This is a genomic window from Streptomyces sp. NPDC001980 (assembly GCF_040296885.1).
GTDB lineage: Bacteria > Actinomycetota > Actinomycetes > Streptomycetales > Streptomycetaceae > Streptomyces.
The window spans coordinates 149,719-175,883 of sequence record NZ_JBEOYD010000020.1 but is presented as its reverse complement, the minus strand read 5'-3'; the positions used below and the strand labels follow the sequence as shown (position 1 = coordinate 175,883).

Genomic DNA, 26,165 nt, shown 5'->3' with positions numbered 1-26,165 from the left:
CGTCAGGGGCGGCCGAGTCCGCCCATCTCCCGGCTGAAGACCACCGGGTCGTCCTCGAAGCCGTGCATCCCGGGCCGGAAACTCCAGTCGCCGGACCCGTCGCGTACGAACTCCGCGACGGTCGCCGCCGTCGCCCCGAGGACCGAGCCGAAGTCGTCCTCGGCCAGCACGTTGTAGCCCTCCCGGACGCGGACGGCCGGGTTCAGGACGTTCACGAACGTCCGGTGCGTGGCCCGCTGCTGGATGACGACTCCGACGACCACGCGCGCGTACCGGCTGTCGAGCCGGTCCAGTTCGAGCGTCATCACCTCGTCCCAGCCGAAGCCCTTGCCGTCCTGGCTGTCCCGGTTGAGAAAAATCGTGCCGTCGGGCGAACGGCTGTCGAAGTGCACCAGATAGGCCGGAGTTCCGTACGGGTCAACCGTCGTGAACGTCCCGGCGACGACGTCGAGATCGGTGGGCGGCTGCCCGGAAGGGCTGGGATCCCACTTCACCGCGACCTCGACCTTGCGGATCGCCTTGCTGAAACCGCTCACCACGCGTCCCCTTCCCCCTAGAGGTCACTGCCCCAACTGATGGTTTGCCAAGGCTCTTTGTCCATCGTGCCACGCGCGCGGGGGCGTATGCGCGGGTGATCTCTGCCGGAGCGTGACCAGCGCCACGCCCCATGGCCTTACGATGGCGCGGTGCTGGTCAAGTGGATTCGCTGCACCGTGGTTGACCGCCGGGGCTTCGAGCGGGGGCAGCGGAAATGGGCGGGGCTTCCGGGGGAGCCGGGATTTCGGGGACAGGGCGGGGGCTGGAGTCGGCAGCGACCTGGAGTGGCGCACATCTTCGCCTTCTGGGAGAGTCGTGCCTTCTACGACTCCTTCATGGCGCGCTCGCACGACCGCCTGGCCGCGTCCCAGTCCGGCACGTACAAGGACCAGCAGGTCAAACTGTTCGAGTACCGGTTCGACGTGAAGACCGGCTTCGAACCGCGGTTCACGGACAGCGACCTGGTCCGGGTGGCTCTCTGCCGGGTGCACGAGGAGCGCGTCGAACACTTCACGCTGATGCAGGAGAAGGTCTGGAACCCGGCGATGGCCGGCTCGCCCGGCATGATCCGCGGCATGTTCGCGGAGGCTCCGGAGAACGAGTTCATGATCCTTTCGATGTGGCGGTCGGCCGCCGAGCACGGCAAGTACCGCACCGAACGGGTGGAGCGGCTGGCGCTGCGCGCCCAGACGGAGGCCGACATCGCGGCCCTCACGGGGGACATCGTGGAGCTCGAACCGAGCTGGATCGTTTGATTATCCAACCCTCGATTTGTGTGACCTGCGCTGTATGGGGCCCATCCGAGTGCTCGATTTTTCGTCACTCGATCTAGGGTTTTGGCATGGCACGACCACGGCGCATCGTCCTTGTCCGGCACGGCGAGTCAACCGGCAATGTCGACGACTCCGTGTATGAGCGGGAACCCGACCACGCGCTGGCCCTGACCGAGCGGGGCTGGCGGCAGGCCGAAGAGACCGGAAAACGCGTCCGGGAGATCTTCGGCCGGGAGCGTGTCAGCGTGTACGTCTCCCCCTACCGCCGTACGCACGAGACCCTCCGCGCCTTCCACCTGGACCCGGATCTCATACGCGTGCGCGAGGAGCCCCGGCTGCGTGAGCAGGACTGGGGAAACTGGCAGGACCGCGACGACGTGCGGCTGCAGAAGACGTACCGGGACGCGTACGGTCACTTCTTCTTCCGCTTCCCGCAGGGGGAGTCCGGGGCCGACGTCTACGACCGTGTCGGCGGCTTCCTGGAGAGCCTGTTCCGCAGCTTCGAGGCGCCGGACCACCCGCCCAACGTGCTCCTGGTGACCCACGGCCTGGCGATGCGGCTGTTCTGCATGCGCTGGTTCCACTGGACGGTCGCGGAGTTCGAGTCGCTCTCCAACCCCGGGAACGCCGAGATGCGGATGCTCGTTCTCGGGGACGACGGCAAGTACACGCTCAACCAGCCGTTCGACCGCTGGCGGGACCCGGAGTCCTACTGGATGAGCGGCTAGGCTGGCCGCGATGACCTCCTCCTTTGATTCCCCGACCCCGGGGCGCCTGGAGCGCGCCCTGGCCAGCCTGCGCGGACTCTCGGTCGGCGACGCGCTGGGCTCGCAGTTCTTCGTGCCGGTGAACTACCCGCTGCTCAAGCGGCGGGAGCTGCCCCCGGCGCCCTGGCAGTGGACCGACGACACCGAGATGGCCTGCTCCGTCGTCGCCGTCCTGGCCGCCCACCATCGCGTCGACCAGGACGCGCTGGCCCACTCCTTCGCCGCGCACCACGACTTCGACCGGGGCTACGGGCCCGCCGTCAACCGCCTGCTGCGCCTCGTCCGGGAAGGCGGCGACTGGCGCGAGCTGGCCGCCGGGCTCTTCGACGGGCGGGGATCCTGGGGCAACGGCGCGGCGATGCGGATCGCACCCCTGGGCGCCTGGTACGCGGACGATCCGGAGCAGGCCACGCACCAGGCCGAGATCTCCGCCTACCCCACGCACCAGCACCGGGAGGCCGTGGCCGGTGCCATGGCCGTGGCGGCTGCGGCGGCGCTGGCAGCCGCGCCCGGCGGCCCGCCGAGCCCCGAGGCGCTCCTCGACGGGGTCGTCGCCCTCGTCCCGAAAAGCGCCGTCGGCCAGGGCCTGCGGCGCGCCCGCGACATGCTCGACTACGCCGACGCGGGCACCGTCGCGGCCGTCCTGGGCTGCGGACGCCGTACGACGGCCCATGACACCGTGCCCTTCGCGCTCTGGTCGGCGGCACGCGCCCTCGGCGACTACGAGACGGCGTTCTGGGCGACCGCCCAGGTGGGCGGCGACGTGGACACCACCTGCGCCATCGTGGGCGGCGTGCTCGCGGGCGGCAGGGCGGGAGCGCCGCCGGCCGCATGGGTGGAGCGGACAGAGGAGCTGCCGGAATGGGTACCGGCGGGGGCGGGGTCCGCTGTCGGCGGATGACGTCGGCAGACGTGCCACGGTCTGACTCGGGTGCTTGAGTCGGGCGCTCCCCGGCTTCATACAGGTCCGCGTCGACTGCACCGCAGGGGCCCGTGGCCTGGAAGTACGGTGCCGCATCTGCGCTGAAAGCGCGCCCCCCGGGACCCTTTCGGAACTCTCCGTGCCCGATGGGAACTCTGCGTGACCGCGAGGCGTTTTCCCGGCAACCGCAACGCGCTCTGTCCGAGTGCGGACGGAGCACGGAGCAGGAAGCGAGCCGCTGGGGGTGCGTGGGCGATGGGGACCGGATGGGCTCTTGCGAGGGTGTCCGCGGCGCCGGTGACCGTGGTGGTTGCGGCCGCAGTATTAGTGGCCGTGATGCCAGTGGCCGTGGCGCTTGTGGCCGTGATGCCAGTGGACCTGATGCCAGTGGCCGTGGCGCTTGTCGCCGTGGCGCCCATGGCCGTGACGCTCGTGGCTGCGATGCGGATGGCCGGACCTCGGCCTCTGCCGTCTGTCCCCTGGCTGAGGTCCGGTCATCCGCGGCTCTGCGCGGACCCGGCGGGGTCAGCCCACCCCCGGGCCGGCCGTGCCGGCGAGCGCTTCGAGGTCGCTCTTGCGGACCTTGATCACCAGCCAGGCGGTGAGCAGCCCGAGCCCGGCCATGACGGCGGCGGGGATGAACGCGGTCGAGATGCCGTGCGCGAGCACCTCGTGCCCCCACGGCGCGGGCAGCTGACGGGTCTTGGCGAACTCCGCCTTCTGCTCCGGCGAACCGTCGGCGAGGAACTTCGGCAGCTGCTTCTTCGCCTCGTCCTTGCTGGCCGAACCGAACACCGTGGTCAGGATGGACAGCCCCAGCGAGCCGCCGACCTGCTGCATGGCGTTGAGCAGCCCGGAAGCCGCCCCGGCCTCGTGCTGGGCGACACCGGAGACCGCGGTGACGGTCGCCGTCACGAAGTTCAGCCCCATACCGAAGCCGAAGACCAGCATGGGCCCGAGGATTCCGCCGAGATAGGAGCTGTCGGGCTTGATGAACGTCTGCCAGGTGAGTCCGACGACCACGAGCGCCGAACCGGTCATCATGAACGGCTTCGGGCCCAGGACGGGCAGGAACCGCTGCGAGAGCCCGGCGCCGACGGCGATGGCCGCCGTCACGGGCAGGAAGGCCAGACCGGCCCTGATCGGGCTGTAGCCCAGCACGTTCTGCACGAACAGCACGATGTAGAAGAACATCCCGAACATCGCGGCGGCCAGGCTGAGCATGATCACGTAGGTGCCGGAGCGGTTGCGGTCGGCGAACATCCGCAGCGGGGTGATGGGCTCCTTCGCCCGGGTCTCGATGAAGACGAAGGCGAGCAGCAGGACCACCGCGGCGGCGAACGACCCGAGTGTCAGACCGTCGCGCCAGCCTTCCTCCGAGGCCCGGATGAAGCCGTAGACCAGGGCGGCCATGCCCAGGGTGGAGGTCAGCGCACCCGCGATGTCGAAGCGTCCGGGGTGCCGCTGGGACTCGTTGATGTACTGCGGGGCGAGAGCGGCGATCAGCAGCCCGATCGGTACGTTGACGAAGAGCACCCAGCGCCAGTCGAGCCAGTCGGTGAGCATCCCGCCGGCCAGCAGACCGATGGCCCCGCCGCCCGCGGAGACGGCGGCGAACACGCCGAACGCGCGGTTCCGCTCCGGGCCTTCGGGAAACGTCGTGGTGATCAGCGCCAGCGAGGTCGGCGACGCGATCGCGCCGCCGACACCCTGGAGGGCGCGGGCGGCGAGCAGTTGCCAGGGTTCCTGGGCGAGACCGCCGAGGAGCGAGGCGAAGGTGAACAGCAGGATGCCGGTCATGAACACCCGGCGCCGGCCGAGGATGTCGCCGGCCCGCGCGCCGAGGAGCAGCAGGCCGCCGAAGGTGAGCGTGTAGGCGCTGACCACCCACGTGAGGTCCGTGGTGCTGAACTTGAGCGCCTCTTGAATGTGCGGGAGCGCGATGTTCACAATCGTCGCGTCAAGTACCACCATGAGTTGGCAGGCGGCAATCACGGTGAGTGCGATGCCGGGACGCCCCTGCCGGCGGGCCGCACCTGGTTTCTGGTCCGGTATCAGCTGAGAGGTTGTCACTATGGATCCCCCACGAAGGTGTTAGTGAACGCCAGCGTTCACTGTCGCGTCAACGGTAGTGAGTCCTCGGTAGAGAACGCAAGCGTTCACTTAATTGCGCGTCGTGTGTCGCGTCCCCCTTTGCCGTCGCGCGCCGCGCCCCCCGCTCCGGAATTCCCGCTTCCCCTCGCTCGCTGGAGAAACATCAGATGGTTACCTCGCGCTGGACTGCCGCTGCCCCTCAGGCGGCCTCCCCTCGTCGGCGCGGTGCGGTCCTCGAACGCGCGATCCTGGACGCCGCCCTGGAGCAGCTCAGCACGGTCGGCTGGAACGGCCTCACCATGGAGGGCGTCGCCGCCGGCGCCCAGACCGGGAAGGCGGCGGTCTACCGCCGCTGGCCCTCCAAGGAGGAACTGGTCGCCGACGCGCTGCAGGCCGGCCTGCCACGTCTGGAGGAGGCCCCCGACCTTGGAAGTGTGCGCGAAGACCTGTTGGCCCTGTGCCGGCAGGCCCGGGACGCGATGTTCTCGCGCCCCGGCTTCGCCCTTCGGTCCGTGATTCACGAATGCGATCCCCTGCAGGTCGAGCGGTTCCATGGCGTGATCTTCGACGGGGTGGTGGGGCCGACGATCCAGCTGATCGGTGACATCGTCACCCGCGGCATTGAGCGGGGAGAGGTGCGTGCGGACGCGGCCAACGGCTATGTCCTCGACGCCATTCCGGCCATGATGATGTACCGGAACAAGATTTCTGGAAGCGAATGGAACGACCAGGAGATCGAGGAGATGATCGACCGTTTCATGCTTCCGCTGCTGCTGTCGCGCGGGGCGTGAGCCGCGGCTCCGGCGGCCCCCGGCGTGGTCCGGGAGGCCGGGGTGTCGCTCGGGGATCAGTGCGGCGTACCCTAAGGGCGCCATGCCGTACGAACCGCCTACTCACACCGTCGAGCGCTCCCTTCGCGCCACGACCGGAGCGAAGGTCATTGCCGGTGTCGACGAGGTGGGGCGCGGTGCCTGGGCCGGGCCCGTCACTGTCTGTGCCGCGGTCACCGGTCTTCGCCGACCGCCCGAGGGCCTCACCGACTCCAAGCTGCTGACCGTCAAGCGGCGTACGGAACTTGCCGAGGTGCTGCGGGGGTGGGTCACGTCCTACGCCCTGGGGCATGCCTCGCCGGAGGAGATCGACGACCTCGGGATGACGGCCGCACTGCGACTCGCGGCGATCCGAGCCCTGGAGACCTTGCCGGTGCGTCCGGACGCGGTCATCCTCGACGGGAAGCACGACTACCTGGGTACTCCGTGGCGGGTGCGCACGGTCATCAAGGGTGACCGATCGTGTGTGGCGGTGGCCGCTGCCTCGGTGATCGCCAAAGTTCAGCGCGACAAAATGATGGCCGAACTGGGTATCGACCATGCAGACTTCGGATTTGCGGACAATGCCGGGTACCCGTCGCCCGTGCACAAGGCCGCACTGGAGGAGCGGGGCCCCACCCCGTACCACCGGTTGTCGTGGGCGTATCTTGATGCGCTGCCCCAGTGGCGGCACCTCAAGAAGGTCCGCAGCTGGGCGGAGGGAAGCGTTCCGGAGATCGAGGGTCAGCTCGGCTTCGATTTCTGACGTTCCGGTCGCACAGTTGTGCCACCCGGTTCACGTGACCTGCACCAACGTTTGATAAATATCAGCTCATGCCTCTCTTTCCCGAGGAGCCTCAGATTCACGAGAGTGCCCAGGGTCCCCGCGCCACTCCGGCCAGTGGCCGTACCGCGCCGACCCCTCGTCCCGTACCCGGCCCCCGCCCCGCGGCTCCGTCGCGTCCCGGTCGTCCCGGCCCTCAGCGGCCCACGCCGCCGGTGCAGCGCTCGCCGCGTGACGTGGCCAAGCCAGGCCAGCCCGGCCCGGCCGTCCCCGCCGCGGCAGCGGCGGCCCCGCAGATCCAGCTGATCCCGGCCTCGGTCGAGAGCGCTCTCGACGCGGCCGAGGAAGCAGTGGACCTGCTCCTCGAATCGGGTCGTGCCCCCGGCGACGTGCTGGTGATCACCACCGGCGCGCAGCATCCGTGGGCCGACCACGAGTTGTCCTTCGGCGAAGCCTCCTACTGGGCCCAGCACGACGCGGGCGACGACGTCTTCTACGCGGACGCCGCCGTCGCCTCCCGTGCCGTGACCCGCTCCGTGGTCGTCGTCGCCGTCAACGGCGGCCCCGACACCGTCGCCGCCACCGCCCTGCCGCTGGCCCTCTCCCGGGCCGGCGCCCTGCTGATCGTCTGCGGCGACCCGCAGCGCATCAACTCGGTGCTGGGCGCAGGCGTCTGAGCTGCCTCCGGCACCTCTGGGACTCCGGAGTTACCGAAGGGGCCGCGGCGGTGACTCGCACGGTGGCGCCTTCGGCATGCCCGGACGACCGTCGCGGGCCGCTGCCCGTCGCGGTGGTGGCCGTTCGGCGGGCGGAGGATCCGGAGCGCGGGCACCGGGCCGGTTCCTCCGGGTGACCGGACGGTGGGACGGCGGGATGTCCGCTCCGGCGCGGAGCGCGGCGTGACGCCGAGCACCCCGTAGGGCGTCTTCAGGGCGCCGTGCCCGGCGGGGCGTGCCCGGCCGGTGCTCCCTTGCAGGGGCCGGGGTTCAGCGGGCGGCCGCGCGGCGCAGTACCTCGGAGACGGCGCCGCCGGTACGCGGCGACAGGGGTGGGGCTTCGGACAGGGCAAAGGGTTCGGGAGGCGAGTCGGCGTTGGGACGCCGTCCGCCGCGCCCCTCGCCGAGCACCTGCCAGCCGTCGTGCGTCAGCGTGATGTACGCCCCGCAGCGCAGCCCGTGCAGAGTGCAGGCGTCCCGCAGCCCCCACATCCAGGCACCGTCCTCCTCCGTCCAACGCGCGTCCCCCTCGCGGCAGTAGAGCAGTACGGCGGTCCGCACCGGGGTGCGGCGGCGCAGGTCGTGCGGGATGACCCGGCGCAACTGGGCCAGCAGCGCGTTGCGGAACATCCAGCCGTCGGCCGGAGCCGAGCGCCGGCCGAAGGACGCGCTGGCACACAGCCGTTCCTCCGGATCGAGGACGGCGACGACCGCGGTGCCCGGTCGGGGGCGATGCCGGGTGTGCAGACCGCTGACGACCTCGCGAGGGTTGCGCAGCAGCGGTATTCCGGCGTCGGCCCACTCCGCGGGCTCGAGCAGACGACTGGCGGAAGCGGCGGACGCGGACGTCGACAACGATGCCGCCGAGGACGGAGCGAATCCGAAGGTCACGTTCCTCCCTTCGGCTACGCGCCCACACTGCGGGCGAGATCGGATTCGGGGCCGCGCGCACCGCAGCAAAGCCCAACCGGATCACGGACGAGCCGTGCGGGGAGCGGACCTCAATTCTTGCTGTCGAACTTGGATGCGGCAACGAGCAAATGGGGCCACCGACTGTTATCTGGCGGTGCGTGGCTTATATCCCTACCCGATGAGGTGCCCGGCGACCCCTGGGACGTTCGAGCACGGCACGTTCGTACGCCGCACCCGGCACCGTTTCGAACAGCAGCGGGCCGGTCAGCCCTGAACGGCGAGGACCAGCGGCAACACCCCCCGCGCCCCGGACCTGCGGAGCATGCGCGCCGCCACCGCCAGGGTCCAGCCGGTCTCGGTGAAGTCGTCCACCAGCAGGACCGGCCCCTGGACCTCGGCGAGGGCGACGGCGAGGCCGGGCGGCACGGTCAGCGCACCGTCGAGGGCCTTCAGGCGCTGGGCACTGTTGCTGCGCGAGACCCGAGCCGCCTCGCCCGCGTACTCCACGGAACCCAGCAGGGGCAGCCTGCCGACCTCCGCGATGCGTGCGCCCAGGGAGTGGACCAACCGGGGCCTGGAACGCGAGGCCACGGTGACGACACCCGTCGGCCGCGGCTGCGGGCCGGCCGCGCCCGGGGCCCAGCCGCCGGGTCCCTTCGCCCAGTCGGCCAGTACGTCCACCACGGCACGGGCGACATCGTCCGGCACCGGCGTGTCCGGGGCCTGGGGAGCGAGCAGCGGTCGCAGCCGATTGCCCCAGCCGATGTCCGACAACCGTCCCAAGGCCCGTCCCGCCGATGCCTGTTCACCGGCCGGAATGCGCCCCTTGAGATCGATGCCGATCGCCGGCAGCCCGGTCGGCCACATCCGGCGGGGCTCCACCTCGACGCCCGCGCGGCCCAGATCGACCCGCGCGGCGTCCAGCGCGGCCGAGGTGGTGTCGGCCGTGAAGCGGGGCCGCGCGCAGTTGTCGCAGCGGCCACAGGGCTTCGCGGCCTCGTCGTCCAGTTGGCGCTGCAGAAACTCCATCCGGCAGTCCGGCGTGGCCGCGTACTCGCGCATCGCCTGCTGTTCGGCCTCGCGCTGCTTGGCCACCCAGGCGTACCGGTCGGCGTCGTACGCCCACGGCTGCCCGGTCGCGACCCAGCCGCCCTTGACCCGCCTGACCGCGCCGTCCACGTCGAGGACCTTCAGCATGGACTCCAGCCGGGAGCGGCGCAGCTCCACCAGTGGCTCCAGCGCGGGCAGCGACACGGAGCCGCCGGCCCGGGAGAGAACGTCCAGGGTGCGGCGCACCAGATCCTCCGACGGAAAAGCGAGCGAGGCGAAGTAGTCCCAGATCGCCTCGTCCTCCCTGCCCGGCAGCAGCAGCACCTCGGCGTGCTCGACACCGCGGCCCGCGCGGCCCACCTGCTGGTAGTAGGCGATGGGGGAGGAGGGCGAGCCGAGGTGGACCACGAACCCGAGGTCGGGCTTGTCGAAGCCCATACCGAGCGCCGAGGTGGCGATCAGTGCCTTGACCCGGTTGCCGAGCAGGTCGTCCTCGGCCTGCTGCCGGTCGGCGTTCTCCGTCTTCCCCGTGTACGACGCCACGGGGTGCCCGCGCTGCCGTAGGAACGCGGTGACCTCCTCGGCGGCGGCCACGGTGAGCGTGTAGACGATGCCGGAACCCGGCAGTTCGTCCAGGTGGTCCGCGAGCCAGGCCATCCGGTGCGCGGCGTCGGGCAGCCGCAGCACGTTCAGGCTGAGGCTCTCCCGGTCCAGCGGGCCGCGCAGCACCAGCGCGTCCGAGGTGCCGCCGGTGCCGAGCTGCTCCGCCACGTCGGCGGTCACGCGTGCGTTGGCCGTGGCGGTGGTCGCCAGCACCGGCACGCCCGGCGGCAGGTCGGCCAGCATGGTGCGCAGCCGCCGGTAGTCGGGCCGGAAGTCGTGGCCCCAGTCGGAGATGCAGTGGGCCTCGTCCACCACGAGCAGTCCGGTCGCCGCAGCGAGCTTAGGGAGGACCTGGTCGCGGAAGTCCGGGTTGTTGAGCCGCTCCGGGGACACGAGGAGGACATCGACCTCGCCGGCCGCGATCTCCGCCTGGATCGACTCCCACTCCTCCGTGTTGGAGGAGTTGATGGTGCGGGCGTGGATGCCGGCCCGGGCCGCGGCCTCCACCTGGTTGCGCATGAGCGCGAGCAGCGGGGAGACGATCACCGTCGGGCCGCTGCCCGAGGCGCGAAGCAGCGAGGTCGCCACGAAGTACACCGCGGACTTGCCCCAGCCCGTGCGCTGGACGACCAGGGCCCGGCGCCGGTCCGCGACCAGCGCCTCGATCGCCCGCCACTGGTCCTCGCGCAGCCGGGCAGTGCCCGTGTCGTCCCCGACGAGACGGGCGAGGACGGTGTCCGCCCGGGCCCGCAGTTCCGCGTTGCTCGTGTGCTCCATGCGTCCCATACAACAGGACGGGACCGACAGCCGGGCGGGCTGTGGATACCGGAGACGGCTTTGTCGTGTCCCTGATTTGACTTATCCACAGGCCCAACCGGAATCACAAGATCCGCGAGATCGTCTGCGCATGACGAATCACAGCGAAACCACCGGACCCTCCGAAAACGGCGACATCACCCGAGGCGCGGTCCCTCTCGGACCATCCGCCCACGACACCCAGGTCACCCTGCGCACCCCGGCCGAACTGGCCGACGCGCTGCCCTATCTGCTGGGGTACCGCCCCGAGGACAGCATGGTGCTGGTGGCCCTGCACGACCGCGCCGGCCGCGGCCGCTTCGGCGGACGGGCCCGGCTCGGCATCCCCGCCAACAAGGACGACTGGGAGTCGGCCGCGCGCCAGCTCGCACAGGGCCTGGTGACCGGCGGCGAGCGCCGGGGAGCCCGGCCCGAGCAGATGGTCGCCTACGTCTGCCAGGAACCGGCGCCCGGCGAATCGGGCCGGGACGTGATGCACCGGCTCGCTCCGCTGACCCAGCTGTTGCGTCTTGAGTGCGGTCGGCTGGACGTGCCGGTGATCGAGGCACTGTGCGTCTCGGACGGCCGCTTCTGGTCGTACTGCTGCCCGACCGAGGAATGCTGTCCGCCCGACGGCACCCCCATGGGCCTGCCCGGCACCTCCGTGCTCGCGGCCGCCGCCACCTACGCCGGGATCCAGGTCCGCGGCAGCCTGCGCGAGCTGCGGGCCAGGCTGCTCCCCTGGGAGACCGGCGCCGTGCCGGAGCAGGAGATCGCCCTGGACAGCGCCGGCATGGCACTGGTGCCCCGCATCCTCGACGACGCGTTCCGCGCGGACGTGGCCGAGGAGACCCTCGCCCTCGCCGGGCGGGTCATCGACCGGTACGCCGCTGCCACCCCCGTGTCCGGCACCCACCGGGCGGATGCCCGTGACGACACCCTGCTCTCCCACGACGAGGCCGCGACGCTGATTCTCGGACTGCAGGACCGCACGACCCGAGACCGCGCGGCCGCCTGGATGGAGGGCGACGAGGCGGGACCGGCCCTGCGGTTGTGGCGAGCCCTTGCCCGCCGCTGCGTCGGCCCCTACGGCGAACACGCCGCCGCTCCCCTCACGCTGGCGGGCTGGGTCGCCTGGTCGACCGGCGACGACCTGGAGGCACGGGAGGCCTTCGCGATGGCCTTGGGCGCGGACCCCGACTACCTCTTCGCCAACCTGCTCCACCAGGCCTGCAACGAGGGACTGGACCCGGAGTCGATCCGCCGCTGCCTGCGGACGGAACGACGCACGGAAAGCGCGGAACGCACTGCTGGACGGATGGAACTCACCGGACGGATGGAACCCACGGACCGCGTCGGCCGCGTGCCGGCGGACGGGACGGCTGCAGTCGGCGACGCCGCTCCGGCTCACCACGATGCCGACGAGTCGGCGGCCGCCCGGTCCGGCACCCGCCGTGGCCGCCCTCCACGCACTGCAGACACCGCCGACGACCGACGTCCGCGGCCGGCCGGAACCCGGCCCGGGCGGGTGCGCTCGGGGCACACCCGCCCCGGCGCCGCCGGGCCGGGCCGCACGCGTACGCGTGCGGCGGAGAAGGCGGAGCGGAGTGAGACAGGCGGCCGAGCCGCGCAGGAGGGCAGGCGATCCGGGACCGGCTGCAACGAGGGGGATGAATGAACGGGGGACGGCCATGTGCGGCAGCCGTCCGGACCTGGGCCGGTGATGTCGTCCACTGGGCGCGGAGCCTCGTCGCAGGGACGCCACGCCATGACCACCCTCGCTTCGGCGGGCGTCGCACCGGCTTGCCGTACCAGCGGGTGCGCAGCCACAGGCGCAGGCCGACCGGTCCGAACGACGCAGCACCGCGTCGACGTCGGATCGGGTTCGGCAGGCGGGGGCGTGACCAGGAGGAGTCCGTCTCCGTTCACCTGAGTGGCGGAACGCCTGGACGGGCCGTGCCGCCGTCCGTCCCCCGTCCCCCCGAAGCCCTCCGTCCGGTGCCCGGCACATCACAGGCGCACAGCGCGCAGAAGAAGCGTCCTCATGCATCAGCCGACTCCGCCCTCCACCGCCACCGACAACCGCCGCCTGCGGGACGGCCCGCCCTGGCCGCCGGCGCAAGGCGGCCAGGGCCACGCGCAGCAGCGCGGCCGCGCACCCCGGCCCACCCTCGCCCGGCCGGTTCCCCCGGGCCCGGGGCGCGTCGGCGGGCTGCCGCCCACGCACACCGCCCTGATCTGCGTCGCGCTGCCCGGCCTCGCCATCTCCACCGAACACGGTCAGTTGACCGGCCAGGGGCTGGAAGGGTTCTACCGCGCGGGCCGGCGGCTGCTCGCGCGCTGCCAGGTCCGTGTCGCAGGCCGCGCACCGCTCGCCGTGCAGGCCCGGATGACGGGGGCGGACTCCGCCCGCTTCGTCGGCACGCTCCGGGCCTCCCCGGCGGCGGGACCGGATCCGGACGTCGTCGTGGAACGAATCCGGCACGCCGACGGCACCGAGCGCATCACCGTGCGGAACTGCGCACCCCACCCCCTGCGCCTGCCTCTGGAGGTGGCCCTCGGCACGGACCTGGCCGACCTGAGCGCCATCGCATCCGGCACCTCGGGGCCAGAACTCCCGGCCAGCGTCCACGACTCCGGCCTCCGCTGGACCACCCCCACCGGCAACGCCTCGGTCACGGCGGACCCGCCACCATCCGACGCGCTGGCCTCGGCGGGACTGCTGCGCTGGGAGTTCGAGCTGCCGCCGGGCGGAACGGCGAGCGTGGAGCTGCGGGTGCGCCCGGACGGCGCGAGCCCCCTGCGCGCCGTGGGACGCGCCGCGACCAGCCCGCTGGCACCGGCCAGAGCCACGGGCGACGATCCGAGGGCCGCGGCCTTGCTGAGGGCGAGCATCCACGACCTCCAGGCGTTGCTGCTCCGCGACCCCGCGCACCCCTCCGACTGCTATCTCGCCGCCGGGGCGCCGTGGCGGTGCGGTCTGGCCCCGGCCGAGGCCCTCGCCGCCGCCCGGATGACCCTGCCCCTCGGTACCCGTCTCGCCGCCGGCACACTGCGCACCCTGGCCCGCACCCAACTCCGCGGTCCGGGACCGCGGACCGGCATGATTCCCGGCCCGCGCCGCGACGCCGGAGCGCACCTGCCGCCGGGCTGCACGGGGACGGAGGCCACCCTGCTCTTCCCCGTCCTGCTGTCGGAGGCCCGCCGCTGGGGGCTCCCGGAACAGGAGACGAGGGAACTGCTCCCCGCCGCCGAACGCTGCCTGACCTGGCTGCGCACCACGGTGGGCGACCACACCTACCTCTGCGACCCGCAGCCCGGCGGCCCCGCGCGTGGCGAGACCCAGGCCCACGCCCACCGGGCCGCCCTGCTCGGTGCCGACCTCCTCGACGTCTGCGGCCGGCCCGGAAGTGCCGCGCTGCGGCAGTGGGCTGCGGAGCTGAGGAAGGCGTTCCGGGCGGACTTCTGGGTCGATGACCGGGGCGGCGGCCGTCCCGCGGCGGCCCTGACCCCGGACGGCCGCCCCCTGACCCACCTCGGCTCCACCGCCGTGCACCTTCTCGACACCGGCCTGCTCGGTGGCGGTGAACTCGCCGTCGGCCTGCTCGACAAGGTGCAGACCGAGCAGCTCGCCCGGCTGCTCGGCGGACCGGCCATGGACTCGGGGTGGGGGCTGCGTGCCCTGGGAGCCAAGGAGGCGGGACACAGCCCGTTCGGACATCGGTCCGGCGCCGTCCGGGTCCAGGAGACGGCACTGGCGGTCGCCGGGCTGGCCGCCGCGGGCTACGAGAAGGAGGCGGGCGGGCTGCTGCGCGGCCTGCTGGCGGCGGCCGAGCACTTCGGTCACCGGCTCCCGGAGATGTTCGCCGGAGAGCAGCGCTGCGAGGGGAGCGCTCCCCTTCCGCACCCCGCGGCCTGCCGTCCGGCGGCCACGGCCGCCGCTGCCGGAGTCCTGCTCCTCACCACGCTCGCCGGCATCCGCCCCGACGCCCCGGCAGGTACCGTCACCCTCCGCCCGGTCCACAGCGCGCCTCTGGGCGAACTCGGCCTGACCGGGCTGCGGGTGGCCGGTGCGCCTTTCTCGGTGCGGGTCAGCCGGCTCGGCCTGGCCATGGTCGAGGAGGCCGCGGACGGCCTGCAGCTGGGGGTGTGAGCTCCTGCCGGGAGAAAAGGCGAGCGCTTACGGCGTCACGGCCGCGGTGAAGTGACGTCCGAGTCGCGAGCGTGTGCCGGAGCGAACCGGAGGGTGCACACCGGAGCGAAGTGGATCAGCCGTCGGAGTGAGTACCGAAGGGAGTGTTTATCGTCAGGCAGACGACTATGATCACCGCATGCCCTACGACCCGTCAGCCTTTCCGCCGTTCGCCGTCACCGTGGACCTGGTCGTGCTGACCGTGCGCCGACATGCCCTGTGCGCGTTGGCGGTACGCAGAGGCGAGTCGCCGTTCCAGGGACGCTGGGCGCTGCCGGGCGGCTTTGTGAGGGCCGACGAGGACCTTTCGCAGGCGGCGGCGCGGGAACTCGCGGAGGAGACGGGGTTGCGGGCCCACGACCCCGACGCCCCCGCCCAGGAGGGCGGAGCCCACCTGGAGCAGCTGGCGACCTACGGCGACCCCAAGCGCGACCCCCGGATGCGTGTGGTCAGCGTCGCCCACCTCGCCCTCGCCCCTGACCTCCCCGCGCCGCGCGCGGGCGGTGACGCCAGCAACGCGCGCTGGGCGCCGGTGGAGGAACTGCTCGCGCAGGGCGGCTACGGCCGGGACGGCGAGCCCGTCGCGCCGCTCGCCTTCGACCACGCCCAGATTCTCTCCGACGGAGTGGAACGGGCCCGGTCCAAGATCGAGTATTCGTCTCTGGCCACCGCGTTCTGCCCGCCCGAGTTCACGGTCGGCGAGCTGCGCCGGGTCTACGAGGCGGTGTGGGGGGTGGCACTCGACCCGCGCAACTTCCACCGCAAGGTGACCGGAACCCCCGGCTTCCTCGTCCCCACCGGCGGCACGACCACCCGCCAGGGCGGTCGCCCGGCCCAGCTTTTCCGGGCCGGCGGGGCCACTCTGCTCAACCCGCCGATGCTCCGTCCCGAGGTGTGACCGCCCGACAGCGCGAACTCGGGCAGGGTTAAAACCTTCTATACCCGGAAAAACGGTCATTCCGCGCTATCTTCCCTAAGGTGATCCAGGCCTTCGGACTGACCAGCAACCCCCGCAAGGCGCACCCGCCCGCCGTCGACGACGTGACCTTCGAAGCGGACGCGGGCCGCGTCACCGCACTCCTGGGCGGGGCGGGCGCGGGCAAGACCACGACGCTCAGACTGATGCTCGAACTCCAACAGGGCCGCGGCCTCACCTACTTCAGGGGCCGCCCCCTGCACCGCATCGCCCACCCCTCGCGTGAGGTCGGTGTGGTTCTCGGCGACGTCCCCGGTCACCCGTCCCGCTCCGTCCGCGGTCATCTGCGCATGCTGTGCGCGGCGACCGGGGTACCGGCCCGGCGCGCCGACGAAGTGCTCGAAGCGGTCGGGCTCATCAGCCTCAGCGAGGAGCGCCTCGGCACGCTGTCGCACGGCATGGACCGCCGACTCGGCCTGGCCTGCGCCCTCCTCGCCGACCCGCACACCCTCGTCCTGGACGAACCCACGGACGGCCTCCCCACCCGCGAAGCCCACTGGCTGCACCGCATGCTCAGGGCACATGCGGCGCAGGGCGGCACGGTTCTGTTCACCACCGCCGACCCCAAGGAGGCCGCCCGCACCGCCGACCGGGTCGTCACCCTGGAGACCGGCAGGCTCGTCGCGGACCAGGAGGCCGGCGAGTTCGCCCGCACCCGGCTCCGCCCACGTGTGGCCGTCCGCAGCCCCCACGCCGCCCGCCTCGCCGACGCCCTCGGCAAGGAGGCCCGCACCGCCCACCGCTCGGTGGAGGTCGTACGGGAAGACGGCAACCGCCTCTCCGTGTACGGCAGTACGACCGCCGAGGTCGGCGAGACCGCCTTCCGTCACGGCATCCTGGTCCACCAACTCGCCGACGAGACCGGCGACATGGGGCCGGGGGCCGGGGCGGAGCCGCCGACGGGGGAGGGGCGGGAGGCGGGAGCGGCGCCGGAGCCGGTGCGGCAGGAGCCGCCCCGCAGTGAGCCGACTGCAGCCGACGAGGAGTGGCCGGCGTGCGAGCGGGGATGCGCTGAGAGCGCGGCGGAGCAGGCCGCGGCGGACGGTGCCCGGCCGACGTATCCGCAGCGGGCCGAAGAGGCGCCTGCCGCCGACCGTCAGGACGCACCGCACCAGGAAGGGCGCAAGGACGCGGACCCGCCCGCGGTCGCACCGCAGCCGAGGACGGAGCTGGGCGGCCTGCAGTCAGCGGCCGCCCCGGGCCTCGCGCAGCAGCCGCGCACCATCGACCAGGAGCCGGGCCGGAGCCGGCCCACGGCCGCCACGGAACCCTGTGACGCGGCCGAACCCCAGCCCCACACCACCGTCGCAGCCCGCACTGACCACCCGGCCGTCACGTCTCCGCCCGCGCCCCCGGACTCGGAGCGCTCCACCCGCATGCGCCCCTCCGGCGAGTTGCCCGCTCCGGCAACGGCCGAGCCGTCGACCGCCCCCTCGCTCGCCAAGCCGTCGGCCTCCCTCGCCTCCGCCGAACCCTCCGGTCATGCCGGGGCGACCAGGACGGCGCCCGCCGTGCCCGCCCAGCCACCGGCCGCCACTTCCGTGCAGCAACCGAGCCGCCCGGTGTCCGTCGAAGCCCCGGCATCCCAGCCGCCGGGCCACACCGAAGCCGCCACAGCCCAGCCGGCGACCCGCGCGGTATCCGCCGACGCTCCTGGGGTCCGGCCCTCGACGGGCGCCGTATCCGCCGAAGCCGTCAGCGATGAGCCGCCGATCCGTGCCGAATCCTTCGACGCTCCCGCAGCCCGGCCCTCCACCCGCTCGGAAGCCGCCGAGACCCCCGCCGTCCAACTGCCCGCCCGGCACCCGCAGCCTGAGCCGGAACTCCGGAAGGCGTCGGCAGCCGGCGGCGAGTCCGCCCCGGCGCCGGTCGGCCCCGCGCGCGACGGAGCCGCCGAGGAGCTGGACCCTCTCTCCCCGCTTCCGCCCCCCATCTCCGTCCGCCCTGTCCCCAGCCCTCTCCGCCCCCTGCGCTACGAACTCCGCCGGGCTGCCGGGATCGGCACCGGCTTCCTCACCTGCGGTGCCGTACTGCTGGTGTCCGCCCTCACTGCCGTACTGCTGGCCCGGGTGGGACACACCCCGCAGGCCCGGCTGTTCGCGGCCTGGCCGCGGGAGCTGCCGCTGCCCCCGGCGGCGCTCGGCGCGGGACTGCTCGGGGCACTGGCCTTCGGAGACGAGTTCCGTCACCCCGCGCTGGCGTCGGACCGCGGCACCGTGCCGCGCCGACTGGGGCTGCTCACCGCGAAACTGCTGGTCTCCGGGGCGACCGCGGTACTGCTCTCGTTCCTCACGCTGGGCTGTGACGCCGAAGTGCTCTACCTCGTCTACGGCCGGGAGCTCGCACAGGTTCCCGCCGACTGGATCTCACTGACCGCGAGTTGGTTCGCACTGATCGTCGGCTGTGCCTGGGCCGGCGTACTGGCGGCCGGTGTCTTCCGGTCCACCACGGCCGGTCTCGCCGCGGTGCTCGCCGTACCCGTGCTCGTCGTGCCCGTCGTACACAGGGCGGTGCAGGGTACGGGGGTACGGATGGCCGCCGGACTCCCGATGCGGATGCGGGAGATGTTCCTGCTGAAGTGGCCCTTCGGGGGAGAGCGTTATCTGGTCGGTGCGGTCCGGGTAATCGCCCAACCTGTGGGCGGTGCACTGGCGTTGTCACTGGTGGCGCTGGTCTGCGCGTATCTGTTCAGCACCCTGCGAGCCAGGGCCCGATGACCGCGGACCGGGCGCTTGCGATCCCGCCGTGCGCACAACTCCCCGTAGAACGGCCATTTCTTTCCGATAAGGCGTCAATTGCGATGGGGTGAGCGATCACCCTTTCGTGTGCTTTTCACCAAAGACCTCAAGGGAGTTGGAAGCAGCGCCGACAAAGGATCCGTGAGTACCCTTGCGCACACCATGATGACCGCCGCCCGCTCCGCAGACTCTGGTCTGGTCGGCCCGGGCGAACTCGACCGCTACCCGTATGCGGAGGTCCCCGCCACCGATCGGGTCGGCACGCCCGCCTGGGAGGGCGCGGATCCGGAGCTGGGCCGTGTCGGCCGGCGCGCCGCGGGCAGCCGCGGCCGCGGACTGCACGGCCAACTCGTCCAACAGCTGGGTCAGATGATCGTCTCCGGCGACCTGGGTGCGGACCGCCCCCTGGTCCCCGAGGAGATCGGCCAGCGTTTCGAGGTCTCCCGCACCGTCGTCCGTGAATCCCTCCGGGTCCTGGAGGCCAAGGGCCTGGTCAGCGCCCGCCCGAACGTCGGCACGCGGGTCCGTCCCGTCAGTGACTGGAACCTTCTCGACCCGGACATCATCGAGTGGCGGGCCTTCGGGCCGCAGCGCGACGACCAGCGCCGTGAGCTCAGTGAGCTGCGCTGGACGATCGAGCCGCTCGCCGCCCGTCTCGCCGCCGGGCACGGGCGCGAGGACGTCCAGCAGCGGCTGTGCGACATGGTCGAGATCATGAGCCACGCCATGGCGCAGGGTGACGCGCTGACCTTCTCGCGCGCCGACGCCGAGTTCCACTCGCTGCTCATCCAGATCGCGGGCAACCGCATGCTGGAGCATCTGTCCGGCATCGTGTCGGCGGCCCTCCAGGTGTCCGGCGGCCCGGTCACCGGCTGTGAGCGGCCGAACGAGACGTCCCTGGCCCAGCACGCGCGGATCGTCGACGCTCTCGGCACCGGAGACGGCACCGCGGCCGAGTCGGCGATGCGTCAGCTGCTGACCGTCCACCCCGAGGTGGAGCGCGTGGTACCCGCCCCGCGCGAGCACTGACCCGCGTCGAGAGCGGTGCGCTCGGTCGGTGCCGCGTTCTCGGGGCGCCGTCGGTCCGGGAACCCGTTTCCGCCGGCCGCCGCCGGGCCCCGCCGGATCCCTCAGGGCTCCGGCGGGGCCCGGCGGTGCGGCGGGGTCGGCGGGATCGGCGGGGCGTGCGGTGACCGGTCGCGCGACAGGTTCCGCAGCGGTCGTACAACCACCTGCGCGGCGGCCGTATGGCAGGCTCCGCAGTGGTCCGAACGGCCCGGAGAGATCATCAACGACAACCTCTGCCCATGTCTGACCGTTTTTGAGCGCTTACGGGGTGTGACTCGGGCCACGTAGATTGGGCGTAACGCTCTTGCGAACAACGCGATGACCTAAGAGGTGACAGTCGCGGAGGGAATACGGACGCCATTCATGGCGCTGTGCATCTTCCCGGCCCCCGCCCGCGCCGTCGGCCCATCCCCAAGCCGGCGGTCGGCTCCAGTCCGTCCCGGACGGGGCCGGAAGCCGTTTTCCAACGTTCCGAGAGGTTGTTCGTGTCGGCCAGCACATCCCGTACGCTCCCGCCGGAGATCGCCGAGTCCGTCTCTGTCATGGCTCTCATTGAGCGGGGAAAGGCTGAGGGGCAGATCGCCGGCGACGATGTGCGTCGGGCCTTCGAAGCTGACCAGATTCCGGCCACTCAGTGGAAGAACGTACTGCGCAGCCTCAACCAGATCCTTGAGGAAGAGGGTGTGACGCTGATGGTCAGTGCCGCGGAGCCCAAGCGCACCCGTAAGAGCGTCGCAGCGAAGAGTCCGGCCAAGCGCACCGCCACCAAGACGGTCGCGGCGAAGACCGTGACCACCAGGAAGGCCACCGCCACGGCCGCCCCCGCCGTGGCGCCCGCCGTCGCCGACGACCCGGCCGAGGAGGCGGGGCCCGTGAAGAAGGCCGTTGCCAAGAAGGCCGCCCCCATCGCCAAGAAGACGGCCGCGAAGAAGACCGCGACCGCCGCCGCCAAGAAGACGGTGGCCAAGAAGACCGCCGCCAAGAAGGACGACGCCGAGATTCTCGAGGACGAGGTTCTCGAGGAGGTCAAGGCGGGCGCCGAGGAGCCCGAGGGCACCGAGAGCGCGGGCTTCGTCCTGTCCGACGAGGACGAGGACGACGCGCCGGCGCAGCAGGTCGCCGCGGCCGGTGCCACCGCCGACCCGGTCAAGGACTACCTCAAGCAGATCGGCAAGGTCCCCCTGCTCAACGCCGAGCAGGAGGTCGAGCTCGCCAAGCGCATCGAGGCCGGTCTGTTCGCCGAGGACAAGCTGGCCAACGCCGACAAGCTGGCCCCCAAGCTCAAGCGCGAGCTGGAGATCATCGCCGAGGACGGCCGCCGCGCCAAGAACCACCTCCTGGAGGCCAACCTCCGACTGGTGGTCTCCCTGGCCAAGCGCTACACCGGCCGCGGCATGCTCTTCCTGGATCTCATCCAGGAGGGCAACCTCGGTCTGATCCGCGCGGTCGAGAAGTTCGACTACACCAAGGGCTACAAGTTCTCCACGTACGCCACCTGGTGGATCCGCCAGGCGATCACCCGCGCCATGGCCGACCAGGCCCGCACCATCCGTATCCCGGTGCACATGGTCGAGGTCATCAACAAGCTCGCGCGCGTGCAGCGCCAGATGCTCCAGGACCTGGGCCGCGAGCCCACCCCGGAGGAGCTGGCCAAGGAACTCGACATGACCCCGGAGAAGGTCATCGAGGTCCAGAAGTACGGCCGTGAGCCCATCTCCCTGCACACCCCGCTGGGCGAGGACGGCGACAGCGAGTTCGGCGACCTCATCGAGGACTCCGAGGCCGTCGTCCCCGCCGACGCCGTCAGCTTCACGCTCCTCCAGGAGCAGCTGCACTCGGTGCTGGACACCCTGTCCGAGCGCGAGGCGGGCGTCGTCTCCATGCGGTTCGGTCTCACCGACGGTCAGCCGAAGACCCTCGACGAGATCGGCAAGGTGTACGGCGTCACGCGTGAGCGGATCCGCCAGATCGAGTCCAAGACCATGTCGAAGCTGCGCCACCCGTCGCGGTCCCAGGTGCTGCGCGACTACCTCGACTAGGTCGCGGTCGTACGGCGTCGAAGGCCCGGCCTCCCACTGCGGAGGCCGGGCCTTCGTGCTGCGGGTCGCGGTGCGCTGGATGACTCTGGGTGTCCCAGTCCCACCCAGAGTGAGGAGCGTGCATGCGCCGTTCTGTTGCCCCGGCCCTGATCCGGCCGCTGATCCTGGCGGCCGTCAGCACGGCCATACCGCTGGCCACCACGTCTCCCGCCGTCGCCGACAGCGTCGTGGTCGGCGGCTTCCCCGTCGACGTCTCCCAGGCCCCGTGGACGGTCGCACTGTCCAGCCGTGACCGGTTCGGAGGTACCCGGGCCGGTCAGTTCTGCGGCGGGGTGGCGATCGGCCGGACCACGGTGCTGACGGCGGCCCACTGCCTGGCCGACGAGGTCATCGGCGGGCCGTCCGACCCGGTGCGCGACCTCAAGGTCATCGCAGGCCGCACGGATCTGCTCGGGACGCAGGGCCAGGAGATCCCCGTGACCGTCGCCCGGGTCAATCCCGGCTACGACCCCGACACGAACACCGGTGACTTCGCCGTTCTCACCCTTGCCGAGCCCCTGCCGGGCCGCGCGGTCATCGCGATGGCACCCCGGGGGGACACCGCCTACAAGCCCGGCACCAGTGCCCTGGTCTCGGGGTGGGGCGACATCACGGGCGGTGGCGACTACTCGCGTCGGCTGTACGCGGCGCGACTCCATGTGCTGCCCGACGCGACGTGCGAGCGGGCCTATCCTGGCGGCGCCGACGGCACCTACCGGGCGGACTCGATGGTGTGTGCGGGCGAGACCCGGGGCGGCCCGGACGCCTGCCAGGGCGACAGCGGCGGGCCGCTGGTCGCCGGCGGGAAGCTGATCGGGCTCGTGTCGTGGGGAAGCGGCTGCGGGCGACCGGGGAGTCCCGGCGTCTATACGCGCGTCTCGGAGGTCGTACGGGCGCTTGGTGCCCGCGGTGCCCTCAGTGGTTCGCGCGGGCCCCACAAGAGCTCCTGAGGGCCTCTGTGCGGATACGACGAGGGCGGCCGCTCCCTGAGGAGCGGCCGCCCTTCACCGGCCTGTGCCGGAGCTGGCTCGTCGTGGATGCGAGAGGTCAGCGCTCATCTTCGGAGGCGGTGGCCGGAATGGAGGTCAGCCGTTCCGTCTCGTCCTGTATCTCAGCGGCGATCTTCTTGAGTTCCGGCTCGAACTTGCGTCCGTGGTGGGCGCAGAAGAGCAGTTCTCCGCCGCTGAGCAGCACGACGCGCAGGTATGCCTGGGCGCCGCAGCGGTCGCAGCGATCGGCGGCCGTCAGGTGGCTCGCGGGGGTCAGAACAGTAGTCACGTCGCCTCTTCTCTAGCTCGACGAGCTGTCGTACCAGGGTCAACATCCAACCAGCCCGAAAACGTTCCCGCTCGGGGCTTCTCCTCGAAAAAAATCTTTCGAGGTGGCCGTCTGCTGCCGGTTGGCGGCGAATGTGCCGTATTGCGTCGTTTTAGGTGCTTACGGGTTCGCGCGGTTCATCGGTCTCATCCTCCCGGCCGGGTTGCCGGTTGTTTGTGAGGACGTGCCCGGAGCCTAAATGGTTCATGCCTCGAAGGGAACGTGATATGTACTTCACTCCATCGAGGGATCGAACACCCATGCGACCCTGGACTAGTGTGAGTTCACCACGAGGGTGGCGTTACAACGGCTCTACCAGGCCTCGGTACCCTCTGAGCGGCGACCGAAGCCGGCCCCCTACCCAAAAGGGGCTCCATTGAAATTCAGCGAGGAGCGAACCGCGTGACCGCCGATACGTCCGTGCCGTCCACTGCGCTGCTGGCAGGAGCAGATCGGGACGGCTCCAACTACACCGCGCGGCACCTGCTCGTCCTTGAGGGCCTCGAAGCCGTGCGCAAGCGTCCCGGCATGTACATCGGCTCGACCGACAGTCGCGGCCTGATGCACTGCCTGTGGGAGATCATCGACAACGCCGTGGACGAGGCCCTCGGCGGCTACTGCGACCACATCGACGTCATCCTCCACGACGACGGCTCCGTCGAGGTCCGGGACAACGGCCGCGGTATCCCCGTGGACGTCGAGCCCAAGACCGGCCTGTCCGGCGTCGAGGTCGTCATGACCAAGCTGCACGCCGGCGGCAAGTTCGGCGGCGGCTCCTACGCCGCCTCCGGCGGTCTGCACGGCGTCGGTGCCTCCGTGGTCAACGCGCTCTCCGCGCGTCTCGACGTCGAGGTCGACCGCGGCGGCAGCGTGCACGCCATCAGCTTCCGCCGAGGCGTGCCGGGGGCCTTCACCGGCGTCGGCCCGGACGGCAAGTTCGAGGCCGGGAGCGGGCTGCGCAAGACCAAGAGGGTGCCCAAGACCCGCACCGGCACGCGCGTGCGCTACTGGGCCGACCGCCAGATCTTCCTCAAGGACGCCAAGCTCTCCCTGGACACGCTCCACCAGCGGGCCCGCCAGACCGCGTTCCTGGTGCCCGGCCTGACCATCGTCGTCCGGGACGAGTACGGCCTCGGCGAGGGCGGCAGCAAGGGCGAGGAGTCGTTCCGCTTCGACGGCGGCATCAGCGAGTTCTGCGAGTACCTGGCCACCGACAAGCCGGTCTGCGACGTTCTCCGCTTCTCCGGACAGGGCACCTTCAAGGAGACCGTCCCGGTCCTGGACGAACACGGTCAGATGACCCCCACCGAGGTCACCCGCGAACTCGGCGTCGACGTGGCGCTGCGCTGGGGCACCGGTTACGACCAGAACCTCAGGTCGTTCGTCAACATCATCGCCACGCCCAAGGGCGGCACCCACGTGGCCGGCTTCGAGCAGGCCATCCGCGAAACCCTCAACGAGGCGCTGCGCGCCAAGAAGCTGCTGCGCGTCGCCGAGGACGACATCGTCAAGGACGACGCCCTGGAGGGCCTCACCGCCGTCGTCACCGTCCGGCTCGCCGAGCCGCAGTTCGAGGGCCAGACCAAGGAGGTCCTCGGCACCTCGGCGGCCCGTCGGATCGTGAACAGCGTGATCTCCAAGGAACTGAAGGCGTTCCTCACCTCCACCAAGCGCGACGCCGCCGCCCAGGCCCGCGTGGTCATGGAGAAGGTGGTCGCCGCCGCGCGGACCCGCATCGCGGCCCGCCAGCACAAGGACGCGCAGCGCCGCAAGACGGCCCTGGAGTCCTCGTCCCTGCCCGCCAAGCTCGCCGACTGCCGCAGCGACGACGTCGAGCGCAGCGAGCTGTTCATCGTCGAGGGCGACTCCGCGCTCGGTACGGCGAAGCTCGCCCGGAACTCCGAGTTCCAGGCGCTGCTGCCGATCCGCGGCAAGATCCTCAACGTCCAGCGGTCCTCGGTGACGGACATGCTGAAGAACGCCGAGTGCGGGGCGATCATCCAGGTCATAGGGGCGGGCTCCGGCCGCACCTTCGACATCGACGCGGCCCGCTACGGCAAGATCATCATGATGACCGACGCCGATGTCGACGGCTCGCACATCCGCTGCCTGCTGCTGACGCTGTTCCAGCGCTACATGCGGCCCATGGTCGAGGCCGGCCGGGTCTTCGCCGCGGTGCCGCCGCTGCACCGCATCGAGATCGTCCAGCCCAAGAAGGGCCAGGACAAGTACGTGTACACGTACTCGGACCGCGAGCTGCGCGACAAGCTCATGGAGTTCCAGAGCAAGGGCATCCGGTACAAGGACTCCATCCAGCGCTACAAGGGTCTCGGCGAGATGGACGCCGACCAGCTGGCCGAGACGACGATGGACCCGCGCCATCGCACCCTGCGCCGCATCAACCTCTCCGACCTGGAGGCGGCCGAACAGGTATTCGACCTTCTGATGGGCAACGACGTGGCTCCCCGCAAGGAGTTCATCTCCGGCTCGGCGGCGACGCTGGACCGGTCACGGATCGACGCATAGCCGCTGCGCTGGGCTTTGGCCGAAGGAGACCGCCGGGCCGAGGCGGGGTGGGCCGGGCGGCGGTGAGGTGTCCGCTGCCCGGCCGGCCCCTCCGGCAGGGCACCGCCGGCTGACCGGCCAGATGCTGGTCGGTCGTTTTCCGCGGGGTGCCCGCCGGTTGCCCGGTGGAGCATCGGCCCGCCGTTTTGTGAGGTGCCCTGCCGGGTTGAGCGCTGCGGGGTGCCTGCCGGTTGGCCTTGGGATGTCGGCCGGGTGCTTCGCGAGGTGCCCGTCGGGTGTGCTGCGGAGTGCCTGCCGGTTGTCCCGCGGTTGCCGGCCGGCCCGTCTCAGGAAGTGCCCGTCAGGTGTGCTGTGAGGTGCCTGCCGGCCTTCCTGGGTGATTCCATTCGACCGTTCTGCGGGATCGCCTGCCGCCGCCGGTCCGGCCGGGGCCCGTCGGTCAGCCTGAGGCCCATCGCTCGGTCCACCGGAGGTCCATCGGTCCACCGGATGTGCATCGGTCCACCAG

The 26,165-nt window shown here is 71.5% G+C and carries 19 protein-coding genes; 14 read left to right on the top strand and 5 right to left on the bottom strand.

Features of this window, described 5'->3' with window-relative positions; translation table 11 throughout:
- Positions 1-2 precede the first annotated feature (2 nt).
- Positions 3-536: a TerD family protein gene (locus ABT137_RS28700; protein WP_351713888.1), complete on the bottom strand. Its 534-nt coding sequence runs from the start codon at positions 534-536 to the stop codon at positions 3-5.
- Positions 537-686: 150 nt separating this feature from the next.
- Between ABT137_RS28700 and ABT137_RS28695 the strand changes: the two genes are divergently transcribed.
- From ABT137_RS28695 to ABT137_RS28685, 3 genes are all read left to right on the top strand, one after another.
- Positions 687-1,292: a YdbC family protein gene (locus ABT137_RS28695; protein ID WP_351713886.1), complete on the top strand. Its 606-nt coding sequence runs from the start codon at positions 687-689 to the stop codon at positions 1,290-1,292.
- An 86-nt stretch (positions 1,293-1,378) separates the two neighbouring features.
- On the top strand, positions 1,379-2,038 hold the full coding sequence (locus ABT137_RS28690) for a histidine phosphatase family protein (protein WP_351713884.1): 660 nt from the start codon (positions 1,379-1,381) through the stop codon (positions 2,036-2,038).
- A 10-nt stretch (positions 2,039-2,048) separates the two neighbouring features.
- A complete protein-coding gene (locus ABT137_RS28685; RefSeq protein WP_351713882.1) occupies positions 2,049-2,978 on the top strand; it encodes an ADP-ribosylglycohydrolase family protein in 930 nt (309 codons plus the stop codon).
- A gap of 546 nt (positions 2,979-3,524) precedes the next feature.
- Here ABT137_RS28685 and ABT137_RS28680 read toward each other — a convergent pair.
- A complete protein-coding gene (locus tag ABT137_RS28680) occupies positions 3,525-5,072 on the bottom strand; it encodes an MFS transporter (RefSeq protein ID WP_351713880.1) in 1,548 nt (515 codons plus the stop codon).
- Between the two features lie 188 nt (positions 5,073-5,260).
- Here ABT137_RS28680 and ABT137_RS28675 point away from each other — a divergent pair, with 188 nt between their 5' ends.
- The 3 genes from ABT137_RS28675 to ABT137_RS28665 all read left to right on the top strand — a co-directional run bounded on the left by ABT137_RS28675 (position 5,261) and on the right by ABT137_RS28665 (position 7,363).
- Entirely contained in the window at positions 5,261-5,884 is a 624-nt protein-coding gene (locus tag ABT137_RS28675) for a TetR/AcrR family transcriptional regulator (RefSeq protein ID WP_351713878.1), read from the top strand.
- A gap of 82 nt (positions 5,885-5,966) precedes the next feature.
- Positions 5,967-6,668: a ribonuclease HII gene (rnhB, locus tag ABT137_RS28670; RefSeq protein WP_351713876.1), complete on the top strand. Its 702-nt coding sequence runs from the start codon at positions 5,967-5,969 to the stop codon at positions 6,666-6,668.
- A gap of 68 nt (positions 6,669-6,736) precedes the next feature.
- Positions 6,737-7,363, top strand: coding sequence for a hypothetical protein (locus tag ABT137_RS28665; protein ID WP_351713874.1), 627 nt, complete (start codon positions 6,737-6,739; stop codon positions 7,361-7,363).
- A gap of 309 nt (positions 7,364-7,672) precedes the next feature.
- Here ABT137_RS28665 and ABT137_RS28660 read toward each other — a convergent pair whose 3' ends face one another.
- The gene (locus ABT137_RS28660) at positions 7,673-8,293 is read right to left on the bottom strand and encodes a hypothetical protein (protein ID WP_351713872.1); all 621 of its coding nucleotides are present in this window, start codon (positions 8,291-8,293) and stop codon (positions 7,673-7,675) included.
- Between the two features lie 285 nt (positions 8,294-8,578).
- On the bottom strand, positions 8,579-10,744 hold the full coding sequence (locus ABT137_RS28655) for a RecQ family ATP-dependent DNA helicase (protein ID WP_351713870.1): 2,166 nt from the start codon (positions 10,742-10,744) through the stop codon (positions 8,579-8,581).
- Positions 10,745-10,874: 130 nt separating this feature from the next.
- Here ABT137_RS28655 and ABT137_RS28650 point away from each other — a divergent pair, with 130 nt between their 5' ends.
- From ABT137_RS28650 to ABT137_RS28620, 7 genes are all read left to right on the top strand, one after another.
- The gene (locus ABT137_RS28650) at positions 10,875-12,440 is read left to right on the top strand and encodes a DUF4192 domain-containing protein (protein ID WP_351713868.1); all 1,566 of its coding nucleotides are present in this window, start codon (positions 10,875-10,877) and stop codon (positions 12,438-12,440) included.
- A 366-nt stretch (positions 12,441-12,806) separates the two neighbouring features.
- Positions 12,807-14,915 (top strand): glycogen debranching N-terminal domain-containing protein, encoded by a 2,109-nt coding sequence (locus ABT137_RS28645; RefSeq protein ID WP_351713866.1) that lies wholly within the window; start codon positions 12,807-12,809, stop codon positions 14,913-14,915.
- Between the two features lie 178 nt (positions 14,916-15,093).
- On the top strand, positions 15,094-15,852 hold the full coding sequence (locus ABT137_RS28640; RefSeq protein WP_093498678.1) for an NUDIX hydrolase: 759 nt from the start codon (positions 15,094-15,096) through the stop codon (positions 15,850-15,852).
- Positions 15,853-15,932: 80 nt separating this feature from the next.
- Complete coding sequence (locus tag ABT137_RS28635; protein ID WP_351713864.1) at positions 15,933-18,647, top strand: ABC transporter ATP-binding protein; 2,715 nt, start codon at positions 15,933-15,935, stop codon at positions 18,645-18,647.
- Positions 18,648-18,809: 162 nt separating this feature from the next.
- Positions 18,810-19,697 carry a FadR/GntR family transcriptional regulator gene (locus ABT137_RS28630; RefSeq protein ID WP_351713862.1) on the top strand — a complete coding sequence of 296 codons (888 nt, stop codon included), beginning with the start codon at positions 18,810-18,812 and terminating at the stop codon, positions 19,695-19,697.
- Positions 19,698-20,221: 524 nt separating this feature from the next.
- Positions 20,222-21,775 carry an RNA polymerase sigma factor gene (locus tag ABT137_RS28625; RefSeq protein WP_351713860.1) on the top strand — a complete coding sequence of 518 codons (1,554 nt, stop codon included), beginning with the start codon at positions 20,222-20,224 and terminating at the stop codon, positions 21,773-21,775.
- A 122-nt stretch (positions 21,776-21,897) separates the two neighbouring features.
- Complete coding sequence (locus ABT137_RS28620) at positions 21,898-22,764, top strand: serine protease (protein ID WP_351713858.1); 867 nt, start codon at positions 21,898-21,900, stop codon at positions 22,762-22,764.
- 97 nt (positions 22,765-22,861) lie between these two features.
- Here ABT137_RS28620 and ABT137_RS28615 read toward each other — a convergent pair whose 3' ends face one another.
- Complete coding sequence (locus ABT137_RS28615; protein ID WP_351713856.1) at positions 22,862-23,092, bottom strand: DUF7455 domain-containing protein; 231 nt, start codon at positions 23,090-23,092, stop codon at positions 22,862-22,864.
- Positions 23,093-23,533: 441 nt separating this feature from the next.
- On the opposite strand from ABT137_RS28615, the gene ABT137_RS28610 reads away from it, so the two are divergent.
- Positions 23,534-25,657 carry a DNA gyrase/topoisomerase IV subunit B gene (locus tag ABT137_RS28610; protein ID WP_351713854.1) on the top strand — a complete coding sequence of 708 codons (2,124 nt, stop codon included), beginning with the start codon at positions 23,534-23,536 and terminating at the stop codon, positions 25,655-25,657.
- The last annotated feature ends 508 nt before the right edge of the window (positions 25,658-26,165 follow it).